The organism is Pseudomonas sp. B1-22, from assembly GCF_050474425.1.
GTDB lineage: Bacteria > Pseudomonadota > Gammaproteobacteria > Pseudomonadales > Pseudomonadaceae > Pseudomonas.
The window spans coordinates 1419540-1440422 of sequence record NZ_JBCHVH010000001.1 but is presented as its reverse complement, the minus strand read 5'-3'; the positions used below and the strand labels follow the sequence as shown (position 1 = coordinate 1440422).

Genomic DNA, 20883 nt, shown 5'->3' with positions numbered 1-20883 from the left:
AGATGATCGTCGCCGGCTTCTCCGCCTACTCCAAGACCCTCGACTTCCCGCGCTTCCGCGCCATCGCCGACAAGGTCGGGGCGCTGCTGTTCGTCGACATGGCCCACGTTGCCGGCCTGGTCGCCGCAGGCCTGTACCCGAACCCGCTGCCCTACGCCGACGTGGTCACCACCACCACCCACAAGACCCTGCGCGGTCCGCGTGGCGGCCTGATCCTGGCCAAGTCCAACGAAGAGATCGAGAAGAAGCTCAACTCCGCCGTCTTCCCCGGCGCCCAGGGCGGCCCGCTGATGCACGTGATCGCCGCCAAGGCGGTGTGCTTCAAGGAGGCGCTGGAGCCCGGCTTCAAGGACTACCAGGCCCAGGTGATCAAGAACGCCAAGGCCATGGCCTCGGTGTTCATTGACCGTGGCTACGACGTGGTCTCCGGCGGCACCGACAACCACCTGATGCTGATCAGCCTGGTGAAACAGGGCCTGACCGGCAAGGAAGCGGACGCCGCCCTCGGCCGCGTCGGCATCACCGTGAACAAGAACGCCGTGCCGAACGACCCGCAAAGCCCGTTCGTCACTTCCGGCATCCGCATCGGCACCCCGGCGGTCACCACTCGCGGGCTGAAGGAAGAGCAATGCCGCGAGCTGGCCGGCTGGATCAGCGACGTACTGGACCACCTGGGCGACGCCGACGTGGAAGCCAAGGTGGCCCTGCAGGTCGCCGGACTGTGCGCGGACTATCCGGTCTACCGCTGAGATTCCCGCGCACCTTCTCTTCGTAGGAGCGGGCCATGCCCGCGATGCATTTGCCCGCCGTTGCCGGGCGCTCGCGGGCATGGCCCGCTCCTACAGGTAGAACGCCGCGATCCGAGACTTCTGGAGCCTCCCCATGTCACTCAGCGTCTTCGACCTGTTCAAGATCGGTATCGGCCCCTCCAGCTCGCACACGGTGGGGCCGATGCGTGCCGCCGCGCGCTTCGTCGAGGGCCTGCGCCGCGACGGCCTGCTGGACGCCACCCACAGCCTGCGCGTCGAGCTGTACGGCTCGCTGGGTGCCACCGGCAAGGGCCACGGCAGCGACAAGGCGGTGCTGCTCGGCCTGGAGGGCGAGCAGCCCGACAGCGTCGACACCGAAAGCGTCGAGCCGCGCCTGGAGCAGATCCGCCGCAGCGGCCAGTTGCGCTTGGGCGGCGAACGCCAGATCGGCTTCGTCGAAAAGGAACACCTGGCGATGATCCGCCGGCCCCTGCCCTATCACCCCAACGGCATGATCTTCCGCGCCTTCGACCCGGCCGGCCTGCAGGTGCGCAGCCGCGAGTACTACTCGGTGGGCGGTGGCTTCGTGGTCGACGAGGCCGCCGCCGGCCACGACCGCATCGTCGCGGACAGCACGCCGCTGCGCTTCCCCTTCCGCACCGCCGGCGAGCTGCTCGACCAGTGCATCAGCCACGGCCTGTCGATCAGCGACCTGATGCGCGAGAACGAGCTGGCCTGGCGCAGCGCCGGGGAAACCAGCGCGGGCCTTGCGCGCATCTGGCAGGTGATGCAGGACTGCGTGCGCACCGGCTGCCGCAAGGAAGGCATCATGCCCGGCGGGCTCAAGGTGCGCCGGCGCGCCGCCGCGCTGTACCGCCAGCTCAGCGAACGCCCCGAGGCCAACCTGCGCGACGCCCTCAGCGTGCTCGACTGGGTCAACCTCTACGCCCTGGCGGTGAACGAGGAAAACGCCACCGGCGGGCGCGTGGTCACCGCGCCCACCAATGGCGCGGCCGGCATCGTCCCGGCGGTGCTGCACTACTACAGCCGCTTCGTGCCCGGCGCCAGCGACGACGGCGTGGAGCGCTTCCTGCTCTGCGCCGCCGCCATCGGCATCCTCTACAAGGAAAACGCCTCGATCTCCGGCGCCGAGGTCGGCTGCCAGGGCGAGGTCGGCGTGGCCTGCTCGATGGCCGCCGGCGCGCTCTGCGAAGTGCTGGGCGGCACCCCGCAGCAGGTGGAGAACGCCGCCGAGATCGGCATGGAGCACAACCTCGGCCTGACCTGCGACCCGGTCGGCGGGCTGGTCCAGGTGCCGTGCATCGAACGCAACGCCATGGGCGCGGTGAAGGCCATCAACGCCGCGCGCATGGCCCTGCGCGGCGACGGCCAGCATTTCATCTCGCTCGACAAGGTGATCCGCACCATGCGCCAGACCGGCGCCGACATGAAGAGCAAATACAAGGAAACCGCGCGCGGCGGCCTGGCAGTCAACATCATCGAATGCTGACCCGGCCCCGCGCCCTGATAGCCCCTACCCGACATTCACAGGAGCACGGCATGACCACTGAAACCCTCGCACAGACCCCGCTGCACGCCCTGCACCTCGAACTGGGCGCCCGCATGGTGCCCTTCGCCGGCTACGACATGCCGGTGCAATACCCCCTGGGCGTGCTCAAGGAGCACCTGCATACCCGTGAGCAGGCCGGCCTGTTCGACGTCTCGCACATGGGCCAGATCATCCTCCGTGGCGAAGGCGCCGCCCTCGCCCTGGAGAGCCTGGTGCCGGTTGATATCCTCGGCCTGCCCGTGGGCCTGCAACGCTACGCGCTGTTCATCGATGCCGAAGGCGGCATCCTCGACGACCTGATGGTCGCCAACGCCGGCGACCACCTGTTCCTGGTGGTCAACGCCGCCTGCAAGCAGCAGGACCTGGCACACCTGCGCAAGCACCTGGGCGAGCGCTGCGAAATCCAGCCGCTGTTCGAGGAACGCGCCCTGCTCGCCCTGCAAGGCCCGGCGGCGGTCACCGTGCTGGCGCGTCTCGCCCCGCAGGTGGCGCAGATGACCTTCATGCAGTTCGCCCACGTGACGCTGCTGGGAGTGGAGTGCTACGTCAGCCGCTCGGGCTACACCGGCGAGGACGGCTTCGAGATTTCGGTGCCCGTCGAGAAGGCCGAGGCCCTGGCCCGCGCCCTGCTGGCCGAGCCGGAAGTCCAGCCGATCGGCCTGGGCGCACGCGATTCGCTGCGCCTGGAGGCCGGCCTGTGCCTCTACGGCCACGACATGAACACCCAGACCACGCCCATCGAGGCCTCGCTGGCCTGGGCGATCTCCAAGGACCGCCGCGGCGGTGGCGCCCGTGCCGGCGGCTTCCCCGGCGCCGAGCGGGTGCTGGCGCAACAGGCCGAGGGCGTGGCGCGCAAGCGCGTCGGCCTGCTGGCCCAGGAGCGCATGCCGGTACGCGAAGGCGCGGAACTGGTGGATGCCAACGGCCAGGTGATCGGCCAGGTGTGCAGCGGCGGCTTCGGCCCCAGCCTGGGCGCGCCGGTCGCCCTGGGCTACCTGCCCAGCGAATACAGCGCCGTGGACACCGAGGTCTGGGCGGTGGTGCGTGGCAAGCGCGTGCCGATGCGGGTAGCGCGCACCCCGTTCGTGCCGCAGCGCTACTACCGCGGTTGATCCCCACCCGCGTTCCGGGGCCCGCCCCGGAACGCGCCATGCCAGGAAGCCCCATGAGCACATCAGCACAACCGCAGAAGGTGGAAGTCGGCGTGAAGCTGCGCGGCGCGGAAAAGGTCGCGCGCATTCCGGTGAAGATCATCCCCACCGAGGAACTGCCGCAGAAGCCCGACTGGATTCGCGTGCGCATCCCGGTTTCCCCCGAGGTCGACCGCATCAAGCAACTGCTGCGCAAGCACAAGCTGCACAGCGTCTGCGAGGAAGCCTCCTGCCCGAACCTGGGCGAATGCTTCTCCGGCGGCACCGCCACCTTCATGATCATGGGCGACATCTGCACCCGTCGCTGCCCGTTCTGCGACGTCGGCCATGGCCGGCCGAAGCCGCTGGACGTCGATGAGCCGAAGAACCTCGCCATCGCCATCGCCGACCTGCGCCTGAAATACGTGGTGATCACCTCGGTGGACCGCGACGACCTGCGCGACGGCGGCGCCCAGCACTTCGCCGACTGCCTGCGGGAAATCCGCCAGCTGTCCCCCGGCATCCAGCTGGAAACCCTGGTCCCGGACTACCGCGGACGCATGGACATCGCCCTGGACATCACCGCCCAGGAGCCGCCGGACGTGTTCAACCACAACCTGGAAACCGTGCCGCGCCTGTACAAGTCCTCCCGTCCGGGCTCGGACTTCGAGTGGTCGCTGGACCTGCTGCAGAAGTTCAAGCAAAGGGTCCCGCATGTGCCGACCAAATCCGGCCTGATGCTCGGCCTGGGCGAGACCGACGAGGAAGTCATCGAAGTCATGCGGCGCATGCGCGAGCACGACATCGACATGCTGACCCTCGGCCAGTACTTGCAGCCCTCGCGCAACCACCTGCCGGTGCAGCGCTTCGTCCACCCGGATACCTTCGCCTGGTTCGCCGAGGAAGGCGCGAAGATGGGCTTCAGGAACGTCGCTTCCGGTCCGCTGGTGCGCTCCTCGTACCACGCGGATCAACAGGTACACGGCAGCAGCATGCGCTAGTGCTCCGTCGGGGAGCACACCTGTACTGATCGGATTCGGGAAAAACATCGTGGCCCCGGGCTCGCTCTGGACGAAGCGAGCCTGGGTCGGCCATCGCCACGCGCGCCGGTCGACGGCTCGCTGAAAGTGCGACCTTCATGCCGCCGGCATTGCACGGCTCGGCCAAGGCGCTCTTATTCCTTACAATTATAAAAACTAGTTAAATTCATATTGGTATATACCAATTACTCTCCCCTTCAATACGTCCCATCGCAGTCGCCGGCCGATGGCCGTTTCGGAGAGAGGTTCCATGTTTGCCTTGCGGGTCATGCTCGAATACTTCCACCCCTGGCCGAATTCGGCCGGTTTCTACCTCGCCCGTGAACGCGGCTGGTACCGCGAGGCGGGGCTGGACGTGGAACTGGTGGTGCACGACCCCTACCATGGCGACACCCTCGACCACCTGGCGCGCGGCGCCACCGCGTTCGGCGTGTTCCCCAGCAATCGCCTGCTGGTGCGCCGCGAGCTGGGCCAGCCGCTGATCGGCGTGGCGGCGATCAACCATCGCGGCCTGGAGTCGATCCAGACTCTCACCGACAGCGGCATCCGCCGCCCCCGCGACCTGCAGGGCAAGCGCCTGGCGCTCAATCCCACGCCGCGCGGCCTGGCCATGGTGCGCCACCTGGTGTCCCGCGATGGCGGCGATCCGGATGCGGTAGAGCTGGTGGATGCCGGCTTCCGCGAGCTGCGTCCGGAAGACCTGGCCGCCGGCCTCGCCGACGCCAGCTTCGGCGGCTACTGGGCCTGGGAAGCGCTGCTGCCCAGCCCTATCGCCGATGAGCGCCGCGTGGTACTGCCGGTGGACGAGATCGGCGCACCGCCCTACCACAGCTACCTGCTGGGCGCCCGTGAGGACTGGCTCGATGCCAATGCGGAGGTCGCGCGGCGCTTCCTCGCCGTCACCGCGCGCGGATTCCTCGCCGCAGCGGCCGAACCGGAAGCCGCATTGCCGGCCTACGAACGCACCATTCCCTACTTTCCCCGCGAGATGCTGGCAGAATCCCTGCGGCGCATCGCGCCCAGCTGGCTGCATCAGGGCCGCTGGGGCGAACAGCGCGAAGAACTGCTGCAGCCCTATGCCCAGTGGCTGCACGACTATGGTGTGCTGCGCGACCCGGAGGTCTGGCGCGGCGCCACCAGCAATGCCTGGCAAGTGGAGAACCCAGCATGACCAAACGCCTGAGCCACGGCATGGGCCTGGAGCCGGTAGAGGCCGACTGGCCGGCACTGACCGAAGCGGAAGTCGCCGCCCTGCTGGCGGACTTCTCCCAGGTTGGCAGCGAGGTCCATCTGAGCTGGCACAGCCCACGCCCCTTCTCCGCCGCCGCGCTGGTGGAGACCGACAACGGCCCGCTGTTCGTCAAGCGTCACCACCCCAGCGTGCGCACCGCTGACTGGCTGGCGGAAGAACACGCCTTCCTCGATCACCTGGCCCGCCGTGGCGCGCCGGTCGCCCGTGTGCTGCGCGACCGCCATGGCCGCAGCGCCATCGAGCGGGACGGCTGGACCTATGAGGTTCATGAGAAGGCCGAAGGCCTGGACCTGTACCGCGACGCGCTGTCCTGGACGCCCTTCCAGCACAACGCCCATGCCTTTGCCGCCGGCGCCGCGCTGGCGAAACTGCACCGTGCCGCCGAAGGTTTCGATGCCCCCTCGCGCAGCGCGGGTGTGCTGCTCAGCAACCTGCACCTGTTCGGCGCGGCCGACCCGCTCGCCGCCATTGAAGCAACCTTCCCCCAGGCGCCCGCCCTCGCCGACTACCTGCAGGCGCGGCCGTGGAAGGAAACCCTGGGCGAGCTGCACCTGCCGCTGCAACGCGAGCTGCTGCCCTACCTGCAGCGCCAGCCGGCGCTATGGACCCACAACGACTGGCACGCCTCCAACCTGCTGTGGAGCGAGGACGGCGCGCAGGCGCAGGTGGTCTCGGTGCTGGACTTCGGCCTGAGCGACCGCAGCTTCGCGCTGTTCGACCTGGCCACCGCCATCGAACGCAACCTGGTGCCCTGGCTTGAGCTGGACCTGGGCCGCGCCGCCGTGGCCGACCTCGATGCCCTCGACGCGCTGCTCAATGGCTACGCCAGCGTGCGCCCGCTGAGCCGCGACGACCTGCTGGCGCTGGCCGCGCTGCTGCCGCTGGTGCATGCTGATTTCGCGCTGTCCGAAGTCATCTACTTCCACGGCATTCTCGGCTCGGCCGAGAGCGCTTCGCTGGCCTACGACAACTACCTGATCGGCCACACCCGCTGGTTCCTCGACAGCGAAGGCCAGCGGCTGCTGAACCATGTGCGTCAACTGGCCGCGAAGGTGAACTGAGATGAGCGAACCTCTGGTCAGCGCCGACTGGCTCAGCACCGCACTGGACGATCCGCGCCTGTGCCTTCTGGACGCCAGCGTCGAACTCGCGGCACCGGAATTCGACGGCGACTACCGCGTCGAGAGCGGCCATGCCGGCTGGCTCGCCGGGCATATTCGCGGCGCGCGGCATGCCGATCTGCTGAACGATCTGGCCGCTGCCGATGTGCCCTTCAGCTTCGCTTTGCCAGAGGCGCAAGCGGCGCTGGACGCCTTGCAGAAGCTCGGCATCCAGGACGATTCGCTGATCGTGATCTACGACCGCAGCGACGGCTTCTGGGCCGCGCGCCTGTGGTGGATGCTGCGCAGCCTGGGGATCGACGCGGCGGTGCTGGACGGCGGTTTGCGCGGCTGGATCGCTGCTGGTTTTCCTCTGGAAACAGGTGAGTCGGCCGCCGCGCGACGCGGGCAATTATCGACCCCGGCGAAGTACCGCGAGAGCTTCTGGATCGACCGTCACGACGTTGAACGAGTCGTCGCAGGAGAAGCCGACGGCACGCTGGTCTGCGCCCTCTCCGCCGCCCTGTTCGACGGCAGCGCCGTGACCCGCTACGCCCGCCGTGGGCACATCCCCGGCAGCCGCAACCTGCCGGCGCGCAGCCTGTTCGACGACGACGGCCGCTACCGGCGCGGCGCGACGCTGGACGAGGCCCTCGCCGGTCTGCGCCAGGCCGAACCGCCGCTGCTGCTGTACTGCGGCGGCGGTATCTCCGCCGCCGCCCTCGCCCTGGCGCTGACGCTGGCCGGGGAAACGCGGGTCGCCCTCTACGACGGCTCGCTGCAGGAGTGGGCCGCAGAGCCCTCCCTGCCATTGACCACCGGAGCAGCTCCGGCCTGACAGCCCGTCCACGGGCCATCACGTCTCACATCCAAGGCCATCCGTTTCGCGCGGGAGGGGCTCGGCCCCGTGCATTCCCGGCGCACGCCCTGGCGATTTTCAGGAGCGTTCCATGCAGTACCTGACGCGCCCCGCGCGCACGCGATTTCCCCTCAGCCTGCTGACCCTGGCCGTGCTGCTGGCCAGCGGCCCCGGCCGGGCCGAGGAAGCCACCACCCTGGACACCGTCACGGTGATCGGCCACGACACCGAAAGCTACGCCAGCGACCGCGCCTCGGTCGGCGGCTTCGGCGAGGCGCCGCTGCTGGACACGCCGGCCTCCATCGCGGTGTTCAACCAGGCGCTGCTCAAGGACCAGCAGGCGCGCCTGCTCAGCGACGTACTGAAGAACGACGCCTCCACCGGCGAGGCCTATGCGCCGGTGGGCTACTACGAGAACTTCGAGATCCGCGGTTATTCGCTCAACGCCGCCAGCAGCTACAAGATCAACGGCCGCACCATCACCGGCGAGCAGAACGTGGCGCTGGAGAACAAGGAACAGGTCGAGGTGCTCAAGGGGCTGTCCGGCCTGCAGAGCGGCGTGTCCGAACCCGGCGGGGTGATCAACTACGTCACCAAACGCCCCCAGGACGTGCGCTCGGTGGCCCTCGGCACCGACGACGAGGGCGGCCGCTACCTGGCCACCGACGTCGGCGCCTGGCTGGACGGCGAGCAGACCGTGGGCGTGCGGGTGAACCTCGCCCACGAGGACCTGCGCTCCTACATCGACCACACTGACGGCAAGCGCGATTTCGCTTCCCTGGCCCTGGACTGGAACCTCTCGCCCAATGCGCTCTGGCAGTTCGACGCCGAATACCAGAACCGCCGCCAGCCCTCGGCGCCGGGCTACCAGCTGCTCGGCGGCAGCGAACTGCCCCACGGCATCGACCCGCACGACCGCCTCGGCTACCAGAGCTGGGCCGACCCGGTGCGCATCGAATCGCTGAACCTCAACACGCGCTTCGAGTACCGCTTCGACGATGCCTGGACCGGCACCCTCAGCGCCTCGCGCAGCAAGGTGGTGATCGACGACTACAGCGCCTTCCCCTGGGGCTGCTATGGCGCCGCCAGATGTGCCGATTCGGCCGTGCCGAACTACTTCAGTCCCGAGGGCGACTACGACCTCTACGACTTCCGCAGCCCCGATGACACCCGCCGCAACGACGAACTGGAAGCCGCGCTGCACGGCCAGTTCGCCACCGGCTGGCTGCGCCACGAGCTGACGGTCGGCACCTCGGCGTTCCGCCGCGTGCTGGACAGCCGCCCGGAGCTCAACGAGTGGGTCGGCACCGGCAACATCTACACCGGCATCGGCGCCGTGGCGCCCGCCGAGGGCGAGCCCGGCCACAGCTATCGCCACCTCGACAGCCGCCAGTACGGCCTGTTCGCCAGCGACCGCATCAGCCTGAACGAGCAATGGCAGCTGGTGCTCGGCGGCCGCCAGGTGCGCCTGGACGAACGCACCTTCGACAGCGATGGCGACACCACCCGCCATACCCGCCGCTCGGAGTTCCTGCCCAACGGCGCGCTGATCTTCAAGCCGCGCGAGGACATCTCGATCTACGGCAGCTACAGCAAGGGCCTGTCCCTGGGCGGCGAGGCGCCCTGGTTCGCCAGCAACGCCGGCAATACCCTGGCGCCCACCTCCTCGCGCCAGGTCGAGTTCGGCATCAAGCAGGAGCTGGCCGGCTTCGACTGGAGCGCGGCGCTGTTCCAGATCCACCAGGCCTACCAGTTCGCCCGCCCCAATGGCGACGGCACCTTCACCTACGTGCAGCAGGGCCAGCAGAAGAACAGCGGGCTGGAGTTGTCCGCCAGTGGCCGGGTAACCTCCGCGCTGCAACTGAGCGGCAGCGTCGCGGCCATCCGCTCGCGCGTCGTCAACAGCGGCACGGACGACTACGAGGGCCACCAGGCGATCAACGTTCCGCGCCTGCGCGCGAGCCTGCAGGCCGACTACGCACTGGCCGACGTGCCGGGGCTCTCGCTGCTCGGCACGGTGCGCTACAGCGGGGCCAAGTACGCCGACCGCGACGGCGCGGTGGAGGTCGGCGGCTACACCGTGTATGACGCCGGCGCGCGCTTCAGCACGCGGCTCGGGGACTACCCGACCACGCTGCGGCTGAGCGTCGACAACCTGTTCGACAAGCGCTACTGGCGCGATGTCGGTGAATATTTCGGCGACGGCTACCTGTTCCAGGGTGCGCCGCGCACGGCTCGCCTGACGGCGAGCGTCAACTTCTGAGGTAAGTGCGAATGTCTGCTCTGGAAATCGTCGCGGTGATCGTCAACGTACTCGGCGTCTGGCTCACCGCCCGGCGCATCCGCTGGTGCTGGCCGGTGAACGTGGTGGCGGTGCTGCTCTACGCCTGGATCTTCTTCAGCGTGAAGCTGTATTCCGACATGCTCCTGCAACTGGTCTTCGTCGTGCTGCAGTTCTACGGCTGGTGGCAATGGAGCCAGGGCGGCAGCGACCACGGCAAGGTGCGCGTCGAACGCCTGCCGCTGGCCACCGCCCTCTCCAGCTGCCTGGCCGGCGCCGTCGGCGCCCTCGCCCTGGGCTGGGCGATGCACACCCATACCGACGCCGCCCTGCCCTGGCTGGACGCGGCGCTGACCGCCTTCAGCCTGGTGGCCAGCTTCTGGGCCGCGCGCAAGTACGTCGCCAGCTGGTGGCTGTGGATCATCCTCGACGTCGTCTACACCGGGGTGTTCCTCTACAAGGCGCTGTACCTCACCGCCGGGCTCTACGCCGGCTTCGTGGTACTGGCGATCTACGGCCTGCTGGCCTGGCAGCGCGAACTGCACGACGAACCGCCGGCGCTCGCCGCCGGCCATTCCTGAGGGTCGCCATGCTCTACCAGGCCATCCCGCCGCACTACGCGCGCATCCGCGACCAACTGGCCGCGGACATCGCCCAGAAGCGCTTCCTCGCCGGGCAGAAGCTGCCGCCCGAGCGCGACCTTGCCGAGCGCTTCGACTGCACCCGCGTCACCCTGCGCCAGGCCTTGCAACAGCTGGAAACCGAGGGGCTGATCTACCGCGAGAACCGCCGCGGCTGGTACCTCAGCCCGCCGCGTATCGACTATGACCCGACGCGGCTGGTCAGCTTCATGGACTACGTGCGCCTGCAGGGCCGCGAGCCGCTCACCGAATGCCTGAGCGCCGAGCGCCGCCGGGCCGGTGCCTGGCTCGCGGCGCGGATGAACCTGCCGTCGCCGGACGAGCCGGTCTTCCGTCTGCACCGCCGGCGCCTGATCGACGGCCGCCCGGTGCTGGTGGAAATCAACACCCTGCTCGCCAGCTGGTGCCCGGACCTGCTCGATGCGCGCCTGGATCGCTCGCTGACCAGCGTGCTGCGCGAACGCTTCGGCAAGGTGCAGACGCGCTGCACGCTGAACCTGCGCCTGGGCACGGTGAACGACGACCACGCCGAGCTGCTGCAACTCGCCTCCGGCGCGAGCAACCTCGTGCTGGAACGGCTCAACTACGCCGAGGATGGATTACTGGTGGAATTCGACCAGGAATTCTGGCGGCCGGACGCGGTGTCCGTGGCCGTGCAGGCGGACTTTCCGTCACGGCCGTTATAGCTGAATAAGTAATTACCAAATGCTAATTAAGTATTTCTGGTTCTAACAGGATCGCGGCTAAGGTAGCTCCAACTTCACCGCAACCGGCTTGTCTGCAAGCCTTCTGGAGCCGCCATGGACCGCACCGACAACATCATCGACCTCGCCCGCCACCGCACGCGCCGTCAGGCCCGCCGCCAGGCCGAGCTGATGTGGATGCTGTATGCCCAGCGCGCCGGCTACGACGCCTTCCAGATCATCCAGCAGAGCCGCGACAGCGGCCGCCGCGAGGCCTGAGCCATGGGCCTGCCGCTCGCCACCGAGCTGCCCGCCGTGGCGTTCGACGCTACCCCCGGCACCCCCGAAGACCCCATCGGCGAACGGGTCGCCAGCAACCTGCTGCGCCTGCGCGCCAAGCGCAACCTTTCCCTCGATGGCCTCGCCCGTCTTTCCGGTGTGAGCCGGACCATGCTCGCGCAGATCGAATCCGGCCGCAGCGTTCCGTCGATCAAGGTGCTGTGCAAGATCGCCCAGGGCCTGAAAGTCTCGGTCGCCGCCTTCCTCGACGACCGCGCCTTCGAAGGCGTGGCCGTGCTGCCGGCACGCGAAAGCAAACGCCTGGTCAGCGGCGACGGCGCCTTCGTCAGCCGCGCGCTGTTCCCCTTCGATGTTTCGCGCCAGGTGGAATTCTACGAATTGCGCCTGCAGGGCCTGGCCATCGAGCAATCCACCGGCCACGCGCCGGGCACCCAGGAAAACCTGGTGGTCGCCCAGGGCGTGCTGGAGATCAGCGTCAACGAGGAGCGTTTCCTCCTTGGCACCGGCGACTCCATCCTGTTCTTCGCCGACCAGCCGCACAGCTACCGCAACCCCGCCGACAGCGACGCCGTCGCCTACCTCGTCACCACCTACGCCGAACCGCTGGACTGACGCCAACCGCAGGAAAGCAAAAGGCCCGGAGGGTTTCCCCACCGGGCCTTTTTCAGTTCAGCGCGCCGCTATCAGCAGGTGCAGCACATCATCGGCATGCCGTTGCAGCTCATCATCATCGGCATGCCGCACTCCATCATCTTGTTCATCAGCATGCAGCAGTTCTTGAACATCTCCATGTTCATGCCCTGCATCGGCATCATCTTGCACATCAGCATGTCGCCCTGCATGGAGCACTCCATCATGCACTTCATGGTCGGCATACCCATGTTCATGCCCATCATCATCGGCATGTTCATCATGCCCATCATCGGCATCATGGCCATGGCGGACTGGGACATGCCCATCATCATCATGTTGCCGCAGTGCATCATCATCGGCATGCCGCAGTTCATCATCATCGCCATCATCTCGGCGCTGTTGCGGAACATGGCCATTTCCATACCCATGGCCGGCTTCATCTTGCACATCATGCCGTCAGCGAGCATCTCGCATTCCATGGTCGCCATCATCATCGGCATGCCCATCATCGGCATCATGGCGTTGGTGTTCATCGGCATCTGCATGGCGTTCATCATGGTGGAGCTCCCTGAATCGATAGAGTTGAGTGACTGCGAATGGGGCCGATTCTAGGGAGGCGCGGCGTCGGAACAAGATGACGAGGGAACGGTGGGTTTCGCTGCATCCACTCGCGATTCTGTTTCGATGATGCCGGGGATTTTCGTTATGACGTCATTTGATTCGTGATAACGAACTCCAACACTTCATGAACGATCTTTTCGACGATATGGATATCTCATCCAGTGCTTAGCAAAGAACCGTAGTGAATATTGAATCTAACCAGCTCGCAAAAACTTCCGGGCTGGCTGCAACACACGGCCTAGAGCGCTTCGATGCACATTTCATGAATGCAAAATCAGACATATGAGAATGCGTTTTTAATATTTAATGAAATAACGGACGACCTTCTATAGTGGCGGCCTGGTTCAACTGTCATCACAGCAAGGAAGTCCCATGTTCCGCCATCTGCTCGCCGCCAGCCTGGTCCTGGCGCTGTTCGGCTGCGCCACCCCGCCCGCCCCTTCCGTCCATACCACCAATCCCAGCAGTTCGACCCTGCAGGGTGATCCGACCCGGCCGGCGCAGGCGCAATGGCTGCGCACCGAGCTGTACTTCGCGCTGGGCCAGGAAGACGGCAAGGAGAAGATCAGCGAGCAGCGCTGGCGGCAGTTCCTCGATCAGGAAGTGACGCCGCGCTTCCCGGACGGCTTCACCGCCTACGATGCCTATGGTCAGTGGCGCGATCACGGCGCAACGACGCCGGAGCGGCTGAGCACCAAGGTGATCGTGATCCTGCATGAAGACACTGCCGCACGCGGCAAGGACATCGAAGCCATTCGCCTGGCGTGGAAGCGCATCACCGGCGACCTCTCCGTGCTGCGGCTGTCGCAACCGGCGCAGGTGTCGTTCTGATGTTTCACGAGACGCTGCACGACGGTTACGCACAAGCGCTGACCGTCGATGAACCCCTCTACCAGGGCAACACCGGCCAGCAGGACGTGCAGGTGTTCCGCAACCGGCGCTTCGGCCGCGTGCTGACGCTGGACGGCGTGCTGCAGACCACCGAGGCCGACGAGTTCGTCTACCACGAGATGCTCGCCCATGTGCCGATCCTCGCCCATGGCGAGGTGCGCCGCGTGCTGGTGATCGGCGTGGGCGACGGCGGCATCCTGCGGGAGATCGTCCGCCACGCCGGCATCGAGGAAATCGTCGCAGTGGAGATCGACCCGCAGGTCGTCGAGTTGTGCCGCGAGCTGCTGCCGCAGCATTCGGCCGGCGCGCTGGGCGATCCTCGTCTCACGCTGGTCTACGCCGACGGCCTGGAGTACCTCGCCAATAGCCGCGAAACCTTCGACCTGATCCTCTGCGATTCCACCGACCCGGGCGGCCCGGCGGCGAGCCTGTTCACCGATGCCTTCTACCGCAACTGCCAGCAGCGCCTGGGCAGCGGCGGCATTCTCGCCACGCAGAACGGCGTGCCCTTCCTCCAGCCGGAGGAACTGGGCGGCACTGCGCGGCGGCTGGCGAATACCTTCACCGACTGGGGTTTCTTCACGGCGGCGGTGCCGACCTACATCGGCGGCAGCATGGCCTTCGGCTGGGCGTCCAACAGCGAGCAGGCCCGCCGCACCACGCTGGAAACCCTGCGCCAGCGCTTCGCGAACAGCGGCCTGGTGACCCGTTACTACACCCCCGAGGTGCACCAGGCGGCGTTCGCCCTGCCGCGCTACATGCTCGATCTGGTCGAGGCCGGGCTTCAGCGCGACAGCTGAGGGTTATCCAGGCGCTGCGGCGTCCAGTCCGGGTCGCGGGCGCGAACCGGACTGCTGACCTGCAGCACAGCCGTGCCGAAGCGTTGCTTGAAGTCCGCACCGATCTGCGCCAGCGCCTGGCGCGTGTAGGGATTGTCGGCATGGATGAGGATCAGCATGCGCGACGGCAGCTTCTCCGGTCCGCCGCTGGGGCCGCGCCACTGCCCGTGCAGGTCGAGCCAGCTGAGGCCATCGGGGAAGCGCGGCGTCACCTCGCGGGCGAGGAAGTCCTCCCACTGCGACAGCTCCACCGCCTCCAGGTACAGCTCGGTGCGCAGCATGCGCCGGCTCCCGGCTTCACCGCTGGCACTGGCCGCCTCCTCGTTCAGCCACAGCGCGACCAGCGCCGCCAGCAACCCGGCCAAGGCGCCATTGCGCCAAAGTGTTTTCGCGCGCATCAGGCACCCTCTCCCTGCCAGCCTTCGGATTGCGCCGCTCGCGGGCGCAGGATCAGTTGCAGCAACCCGCCGAGCATCAGCACCGCCAGGCCCAGCAAGGCGCCCCAGCCGACGTAGGCGACGCTGGAATACAGCATGTACAGGCACACGGCCAAGAAGCCCAGCGGCAGCCACGGATAGAGCGGCACGCGGATCGGCCGGGGCACTTCCGGATGGCGGCGGCGCAGGACGATCAGCGCCACGCTGCTCAGGCTGAGGAACAGCCAGTACACCGGCGTCATGTACTCCACCATGGTGTTGAAGCCATGGCCGCTCCAGCCGCCCACCGCGATCAGCAGCAATGCCACCCCACCTTCGGCGAGCAGCGCGGCGCGCGGCACGCCGTGGCGCACGTCCCAGCGGCCGAGGGCGCGCAGTGCCGGAACATCCCGCGCCGCGGCGTAAGTCGTGCGGCTGCCGACGATCAGCGTGGAGTTGATGCTGGCGACGGCGGACACCACCACCACCGCCATGATCAGGCCAATGCCCGGCGCGCCAAAGGCCAGCCCGAGCAGCTCCAGCGCCGGCGCGCCGCTGGCGGCCAGGCCGTCGAAGCCGAGGCCGCGAATGAACGCCCAGTTCAGCGCGAAATAGATCAGCAGCAAGGCGGCGAGCGCGCCGAGCATGGCGGTGAAGATGCCCCGGCGGTTGTCGCGCAGCTCCGCCGACAGCGTCGCCGCATCGCTCCAGCCACCGAAGGCGAGGAAGACGTAGATCAGCGCGGCAGAGAAGCCGGCGACACCCACCTGCTCCGGCTCGACCGGCACCACAGGGGACGGCACGAAGCCGCGCCACTCCAGCCACAGGCCAGCCCCGACGATGCCGAGGAAGCCCGCCGCCACCAGCGCCACCAGGCCGGCCTGGGTTCCGAGGCTCACGCGCCAGCCGATGAGATTGAGCGCCACCAGCGCGGCGACCAGCCCACCCGCCAGCAGCACATTGCCGAGCCGGCCAAGGCCGAGCAAGGCGCTGAAGTGGTCGGCGAACAGGAAGGCCATCAGCGCGATCCAGCCGGTGTGCAGGATGGCGAAGCGCGACCAGGCGAACAGGAAGCCCACCCGCTGGCCGTAGGCGCGTTCGAGGAAGTGGTAGTCGCCGCCGGGATGGGCGAAGGCCGAGGCCATCTCCACGTAGCACAGCGCTCCGACCATCGACAGCAGGCCGCCCAGCACCCAGACCAGGTAGAAATGCTCCTGGCCGACGTTGAGCGCCACGGTGGGCGCGGTTTTCAGAATGTCGCTGGTGATCACCATGCCCAGCGTCAGCAGCAGCGCATGGATCGCGCCCAGGTGCCGGCGCGGGCCTGCGTCGTTGTCAGCCATGAATCGACTCCGGAAATGCAGCGGGGCCGCAATGCGCCCCCTGCGTCGGATCAGAAGGAATAGGTGGCGCGGCCGTAGTAATACGCACCGTTCGTGCCGATCGGCGATAGCACGTCGTACGGCAGGTTGCCGCCGTAGTTGATCTCCGAGCTGGAACGTTCCGGGTAATTGTCGGTGATGTTGTTGCCACCCACCGCCAGGCTGAACTGCGGGGTGAACTTGTAGGCCACCTCGGTATCCAGCTGCCACACGGCGCCGTAGGTCTGCTCCGGGTGGTAGCCGTCGCCGAAGTCGAACACGCGGGTGGTCTCGCCCTGCCGGATCAGGCGACCGACCAGGCTCCACCGGGCATCGCTCCAGGTGGTGGTGAAGATGAAGCGGTCCTTGGGCGCGGCGTCGGTGAGGGTATTGCGCTCCTCCACGCCCACCAGCGCATCCTCGCCGATGCCCAGGTCGGTCAACTGCTGCGGGGTGCCCTTGGTGCTGCGTATCGTGGTGTGGTTGTAGGTGTACGCGGTGGTCACGCCCAGCTGGCCGCCGACGAAGGGCTGGTGGTAGTTGAGCACCAGCTCGGCACCGTCGGTGCGGGTGTTGGCGGCGTTGGTGAAGAAGTTCACGTCATGCACGCCGGCCACGCCGAAGTTGTCCTGGATGAACTGCTCCATGGCGTCGCCACCGATGCGCTGGGACAGGGTGATGCGGTCGTCGACGTCGATGCGGAACACGTCGAAGGACAGGTCGAAGCGCTCGTTCAGCTGCGCGGTCAGGCCCAGGCTGAAGTTCTTCGAGGTTTCCGGATCGAGATTTTCCGCACCGAGCGCGCGGGCGATCGGGTCGTTCACCGAAAGCACACGGATATCGGTCAGCGTGCCGCCGTCGCCGAAGTTGCTGGTGGTGTTCTGGAAGCCAACCTGGGCCAGCGACGGTGCACGGAAGTTGGTGGACGCCGCGCCACGCAGGGCCAGCACCGGGGTCAGCTGGTAGCGCCCGCTGAGCTTGCCGGTGAGCTTGCTGCCGGCGTCGTCGTAACGTTCCCAGCGGGCGGCGGCATCGACGAAGAACTTGTCGGTGAGGTCGCCCGACAGGTCGACGTAGGTGCCGAAGACGTTGCGGTCGATGTCCACCTCCTCGCTCGGGCGCAGGCCGGCGGCGCCATCCGCGCCGACACCGTAGTACGAGGCCGGGTCGCCGGCGGTGGTGATGTAGTTCTCGTAGCGGTACTCGCCGCCCAGCGCCAGCACGAACGGCCGCCCGGCCAGGCTCAGCTCGCGGCTGAGATCGAGGTTGGCGACGCTCTGGCGCAGCTCGTAGTCGCCGGTGTCGAACTTTGTCGGCGTGTCTTCGCCAAGGGAGGCGTTGAGGGTACGCCGAGTGGATGCTTCGAAGCGGTTGCGACCGTGGGTGACGCTGGCGTCATAGTCCCAGGTGTCGGCGATCAGACCCTTGTAGCCGAGGCTGGTGGAGAGATCCAGGTTGTCCCCCAGCGATTGCGGCAGGTAACCGTTGGGGTAGATCTCCGGGTGTTCGTCCGGGTAGCGGTAGAACTCCGCGCCGGTGGTGTGGCGCTCGTTGTACAGGCCGAAGGCGTAGGCCTTGCCGTCGCCCAGCGCCAGGTCACCGTTGAACCAGGCGTTGACGTCCCGCGCCACGCCATCGCCCATCACGTAGTTGCGCTGTCCCGGGGTGTCGGCGAAGCCGTCGAAGCCGGCGCGGTTGGTGGGGTTGCGGTCGATGTATTCGGCGCCACCGCGGATGAAGCCATCCTCGCCCAGCCGGGTACCGGCCTTGGCGCTGCTGTAGGAGTTCTGGCCGTCGGTGGTGGTGCGGTCGATGGCGTCCTGATGGGTATGGAAGGCGCCATAGCTGGTGGAGACTTCGCCACCTTCCGGGGCATCGTCGAGGATGATGTTGATCACCCCGGCGATGGCGTCGGAGCCATACTGCGCGCCGGCGCCGTCACGCAGCACTTCGATGCGCTTGATGGCGCTGATGGGGATCGAGTTGAAGTCCACCGGCGCGGTGCCACGGCCGATCTTCGAGGAGTCGTTGACCAGCGCCGAGGTGTGCTGGCGCTTGCCATTGATCAGTACCAGCACCTGGTCCGGACTCATGCCGCGCAGCTGCGCGGCACGCACGTGGTCGGCGCCGCCGGAGTTGGACTGGCGCGGGAAGTTGAAGGACGGCAACAGCGTCGCCAGGGCCTGGCCCAGCTCGCCGCCCACCGCGCCGGTGGACTTGAGGTCGTCGGCGGTGAGCACGTCCACCGGCACGGGGGAATCCAGCAGGGTGCGGTTGTTGCCGCGGGCGCCGGTGACCAGAACGGTCTCGAGCTTGGTGGTGGCTTCCGGGGTCGACGAGCTTTCGTCGGCGTGCGCGGCGGACTGGGCGATGACAGAGGCCACCGCAACGGCAATAAGGGAACGGGATAACACGCGAAATACTCCTGTCTCGCTTAAAGAGCGCCACTCGCCGTTGGCGGCGAGTCCGGAACTCCGCTTGGGATTTTTTTGACTTGAGCGGTTGGTGTCGGAAGTCCGGAAACCGCGAGCGACTGTCCCCCTCAGGTGGAGAAAACAGTGCTCGGGAAAGCGCTCCAGGTGTCGCGGCCGGTCTCTCTTCGTGATGAGCGAAAAGGCGCGGCTTCTCGGTATCGCCGGTCATCCCTGACCTGATGGGGAAGGCGTCATCCTAGCCAGTGGCAGAATGCTTTCAAATGAATAAAAAATGCTTTGGTTATAACCGCTTACGGTGCTCTTCGGGCAACAGTGCCAGGTGTTCACCCAGCAACAGTGGCGCGCTTCAATCGAAGGCCTTGCGCTCCCATTCGTCCTCGGGAATATCCAGTGCCCTGCCGGAAAAACGCTCCTCGCGGAAAGGGTCGGCCTCGTTGTGGAAGCCATTGCGTTCCCAGAATCCCGGCCTGTCGATGTCGCTGAACTCCAGCTGACACAACCACTTCGCACTCTTCCAGAAATAGCGCCCGGCGATCACCAGCCGCAGCGGCCAACCGTGCACCGGGGTCAGCGGTTCGCCGGCGTAGTGGGTGGCGAGCAGGCTGTCCGGGCGCAGCAAGTCCTGCAGCGGCAGGTTGGTCTCGTAGCCGTGGTCGGCGTGCGCCATAACGAACTGCCCGGCCGGCTCGACGCCGTAGTATTCGAGCAGGTCGGACAGGTGCACGCCGCGCCACGCGGTATCGAACTTCGACCAGCGCGTGACGCAATGGATATCGCAGACCAGCTCGCGCTGCGGCAGCGCCAGCAGATCGTCCAGGCTCAGTTCCAGCGCCGACGACAGCAGGCCGGAGAGGCGCAGGCGCCAGGTCGCACGGTCGTATTGCGGCACCTCGCCCTCATGGAGGATCGGGAAGCGCTCGGTCAGCACCTGCCCCGGCGGCAGACGCGCGCCATGACGCGGGTCGCCGGCCGGCGAGCGCGCCTTCTTCAGGCGCCGTGCCTTGTCGTTAGTGCTCATCGTCAATTCGCCAGCGGAATCCACGGCGCCTGCGCGACATTCTGCGCCTCGCCGAAGGCCGGCACCTTGCGCGCCAGGTCGCGGACGTTCTTCACGTCGAGATCCAGTAGTTGCTGGCGGGTGATCAGGGTCGGCGGCACCAGCACCTGCTCGCCGGGATTCTCCCCGGCGATGCGCAGCGCCAGGCTGCGTACGCTGATGGCGCCGGCCACTTCCGGGTTGACCGCGGCGGTGGCGCTCCAGGCACTGCCCTCCTCCTTCATGATCTGGATGTCGGCGGTGGAAATGTCGGCGCTGTAGATCTTCACCTGCTTGCCCAGCCCGGCTTCATCCACGGCGATCTTCACGCCCTTGGCGAACTCGTCGAAGGGCGCGAAGAACACGGTGATGCCCGGGTTGGCGCGCAGCACCGCGCTGGCCTGGTCCGCCACCGAGTTGGCGATGGGCGCGTTGAGCGTGCCGAAGCGCGCCTTCTCGACGATGCCGGGGTTCTCGGCCTTCACCTGGCGCCAGATTTCATCGCGGCGCTCCATGGGAGTGAAGCCATCGATGTACACGTAGCCAGCGTCGAACTTGTTGCCGTTGTCCTGCAGCACCTGCCTGAGCGCCAGGCGTGCCAGCTCGCGGTGATCCTGCTCGACGCGGGTGATGCGCGGGTCGTTCACGTCGACGTCGAAGGTGACCACCTTGATGCCCTTGGCCAGCGCCTTGTCGATGGAATCCTTGAGCGTTTCGGCGAGGCCGAGCTGGACGATGATGCCGTCCACGCCCAGGTCGATGGCCTGTTCCAGCATCTCGCGCTGGGTGGCGGCCTGCTGGCGGGCGTCGAACACGCGCAGCTTCACGTCCAGCGCATTGGCCTGTTTCTCGACGCCGCGCAGGTAGGCCTCGGGGAAGTCGCCGGAGAACAGGTAGCCGACCAGGGCGATCTGCACGCCGCCCTTGTCGAAGGGCGCGGGTGCGCCGGGCAATCCGGCCGCTACCGCGGTGGCGGCGCCGGACAGCAACAGGCCGGCGGCGAACAGCGCGCGCAGGGATTTGCCGGGGGTGAACTTCATCCGTTG

20 protein-coding genes are annotated in these 20883 nt (G+C 67.3%); 14 read left to right on the top strand and 6 right to left on the bottom strand.

Features of this window, described 5'->3' with window-relative positions; genetic code table 11:
- The 12 genes from glyA to ACQ5BL_RS06655 all read left to right on the top strand — a co-directional run.
- The coding region (glyA, locus tag ACQ5BL_RS06710; protein ID WP_430292868.1) for a serine hydroxymethyltransferase at positions 1 to 749 on the top strand (749 nt) is incomplete at its 5' end.
- A gap of 133 nt (positions 750 to 882) precedes the next feature.
- Positions 883 to 2259, top strand: coding sequence for an L-serine ammonia-lyase (locus ACQ5BL_RS06705; RefSeq protein ID WP_243807689.1), 1377 nt, complete (start codon positions 883 to 885; stop codon positions 2257 to 2259).
- Between the two features lie 50 nt (positions 2260 to 2309).
- On the top strand, positions 2310 to 3431 hold the full coding sequence (gene gcvT, locus ACQ5BL_RS06700) for a glycine cleavage system aminomethyltransferase GcvT (RefSeq protein WP_243807690.1): 1122 nt from the start codon (positions 2310 to 2312) through the stop codon (positions 3429 to 3431).
- 38 nt (positions 3432 to 3469) lie between these two features.
- A complete protein-coding gene (gene lipA / locus ACQ5BL_RS06695) occupies positions 3470 to 4450 on the top strand; it encodes a lipoyl synthase (protein ID WP_243807691.1) in 981 nt (326 codons plus the stop codon).
- A 289-nt stretch (positions 4451 to 4739) separates the two neighbouring features.
- Positions 4740 to 5660: an ABC transporter substrate-binding protein gene (locus tag ACQ5BL_RS06690; RefSeq protein ID WP_243807692.1), complete on the top strand. Its 921-nt coding sequence runs from the start codon at positions 4740 to 4742 to the stop codon at positions 5658 to 5660.
- Positions 5657 to 6802: a phosphotransferase enzyme family protein gene (locus ACQ5BL_RS06685; protein ID WP_243807693.1), complete on the top strand. Its 1146-nt coding sequence runs from the start codon at positions 5657 to 5659 to the stop codon at positions 6800 to 6802. The genes ACQ5BL_RS06690 and ACQ5BL_RS06685 overlap by 4 nt, the downstream gene beginning before the upstream one ends.
- Position 6803: 1 nt before the next feature.
- A complete protein-coding gene (locus tag ACQ5BL_RS06680; protein ID WP_243807694.1) occupies positions 6804 to 7679 on the top strand; it encodes a sulfurtransferase in 876 nt (291 codons plus the stop codon).
- Between the two features lie 112 nt (positions 7680 to 7791).
- Positions 7792 to 9963 (top strand): TonB-dependent siderophore receptor, encoded by a 2172-nt coding sequence (locus ACQ5BL_RS06675; RefSeq protein ID WP_243807696.1) that lies wholly within the window; start codon positions 7792 to 7794, stop codon positions 9961 to 9963.
- Between the two features lie 11 nt (positions 9964 to 9974).
- A complete protein-coding gene (pnuC, locus tag ACQ5BL_RS06670) occupies positions 9975 to 10562 on the top strand; it encodes a nicotinamide riboside transporter PnuC (protein ID WP_243807697.1) in 588 nt (195 codons plus the stop codon).
- Positions 10563 to 10570: 8 nt separating this feature from the next.
- Positions 10571 to 11308, top strand: a complete 738-nt coding sequence (locus tag ACQ5BL_RS06665; RefSeq protein WP_243807698.1) for a UTRA domain-containing protein — start codon at positions 10571 to 10573, stop codon at positions 11306 to 11308.
- A 114-nt stretch (positions 11309 to 11422) separates the two neighbouring features.
- Entirely contained in the window at positions 11423 to 11584 is a 162-nt protein-coding gene (locus ACQ5BL_RS06660) for a hypothetical protein (RefSeq protein ID WP_243807699.1), read from the top strand.
- 3 nt (positions 11585 to 11587) lie between these two features.
- Positions 11588 to 12217: a helix-turn-helix domain-containing protein gene (locus ACQ5BL_RS06655; RefSeq protein ID WP_243807700.1), complete on the top strand. Its 630-nt coding sequence runs from the start codon at positions 11588 to 11590 to the stop codon at positions 12215 to 12217.
- 71 nt (positions 12218 to 12288) lie between these two features.
- On the opposite strand, the gene ACQ5BL_RS06650 is transcribed toward ACQ5BL_RS06655, so the two are convergent.
- The gene (locus ACQ5BL_RS06650; RefSeq protein ID WP_207886671.1) at positions 12289 to 12795 is read right to left on the bottom strand and encodes a hypothetical protein; all 507 of its coding nucleotides are present in this window, start codon (positions 12793 to 12795) and stop codon (positions 12289 to 12291) included.
- Between the two features lie 436 nt (positions 12796 to 13231).
- On the opposite strand from ACQ5BL_RS06650, the gene ACQ5BL_RS06645 reads away from it, so the two are divergent.
- Both ACQ5BL_RS06645 and speE read left to right on the top strand, forming a co-directional pair.
- Positions 13232 to 13690 carry a DUF3574 domain-containing protein gene (locus ACQ5BL_RS06645; RefSeq protein WP_207886670.1) on the top strand — a complete coding sequence of 153 codons (459 nt, stop codon included), beginning with the start codon at positions 13232 to 13234 and terminating at the stop codon, positions 13688 to 13690.
- On the top strand, positions 13690 to 14550 hold the full coding sequence (gene speE, locus ACQ5BL_RS06640) for a polyamine aminopropyltransferase (protein ID WP_243807701.1): 861 nt from the start codon (positions 13690 to 13692) through the stop codon (positions 14548 to 14550). The genes ACQ5BL_RS06645 and speE overlap by 1 nt, the downstream gene beginning before the upstream one ends.
- Here speE and ACQ5BL_RS06635 read toward each other — a convergent pair.
- From ACQ5BL_RS06635 to ACQ5BL_RS06615, 5 genes are all read right to left on the bottom strand, one after another.
- Positions 14535 to 14987, bottom strand: a complete 453-nt coding sequence (locus tag ACQ5BL_RS06635) for a DUF3574 domain-containing protein (RefSeq protein WP_243807702.1) — start codon at positions 14985 to 14987, stop codon at positions 14535 to 14537. The two genes, speE and ACQ5BL_RS06635, sit on opposite strands and share 16 nt — an antisense overlap.
- Positions 14987 to 16348 carry an APC family permease gene (locus tag ACQ5BL_RS06630; protein WP_243807703.1) on the bottom strand — a complete coding sequence of 454 codons (1362 nt, stop codon included), beginning with the start codon at positions 16346 to 16348 and terminating at the stop codon, positions 14987 to 14989. Before ACQ5BL_RS06630 ends, ACQ5BL_RS06635 begins: the two co-directional genes overlap by 1 nt.
- A 50-nt stretch (positions 16349 to 16398) precedes the next feature.
- Entirely contained in the window at positions 16399 to 18780 is a 2382-nt protein-coding gene (locus ACQ5BL_RS06625; protein WP_243807705.1) for a TonB-dependent receptor plug domain-containing protein, read from the bottom strand.
- Positions 18781 to 19147: 367 nt separating this feature from the next.
- Complete coding sequence (locus ACQ5BL_RS06620) at positions 19148 to 19819, bottom strand: sulfite oxidase-like oxidoreductase (RefSeq protein ID WP_243807707.1); 672 nt, start codon at positions 19817 to 19819, stop codon at positions 19148 to 19150.
- Between the two features lie 2 nt (positions 19820 to 19821).
- Positions 19822 to 20877 (bottom strand): substrate-binding domain-containing protein, encoded by a 1056-nt coding sequence (locus ACQ5BL_RS06615; protein ID WP_243807710.1) that lies wholly within the window; start codon positions 20875 to 20877, stop codon positions 19822 to 19824.
- Between the last annotated feature and the right edge of the window lie 6 nt (positions 20878 to 20883).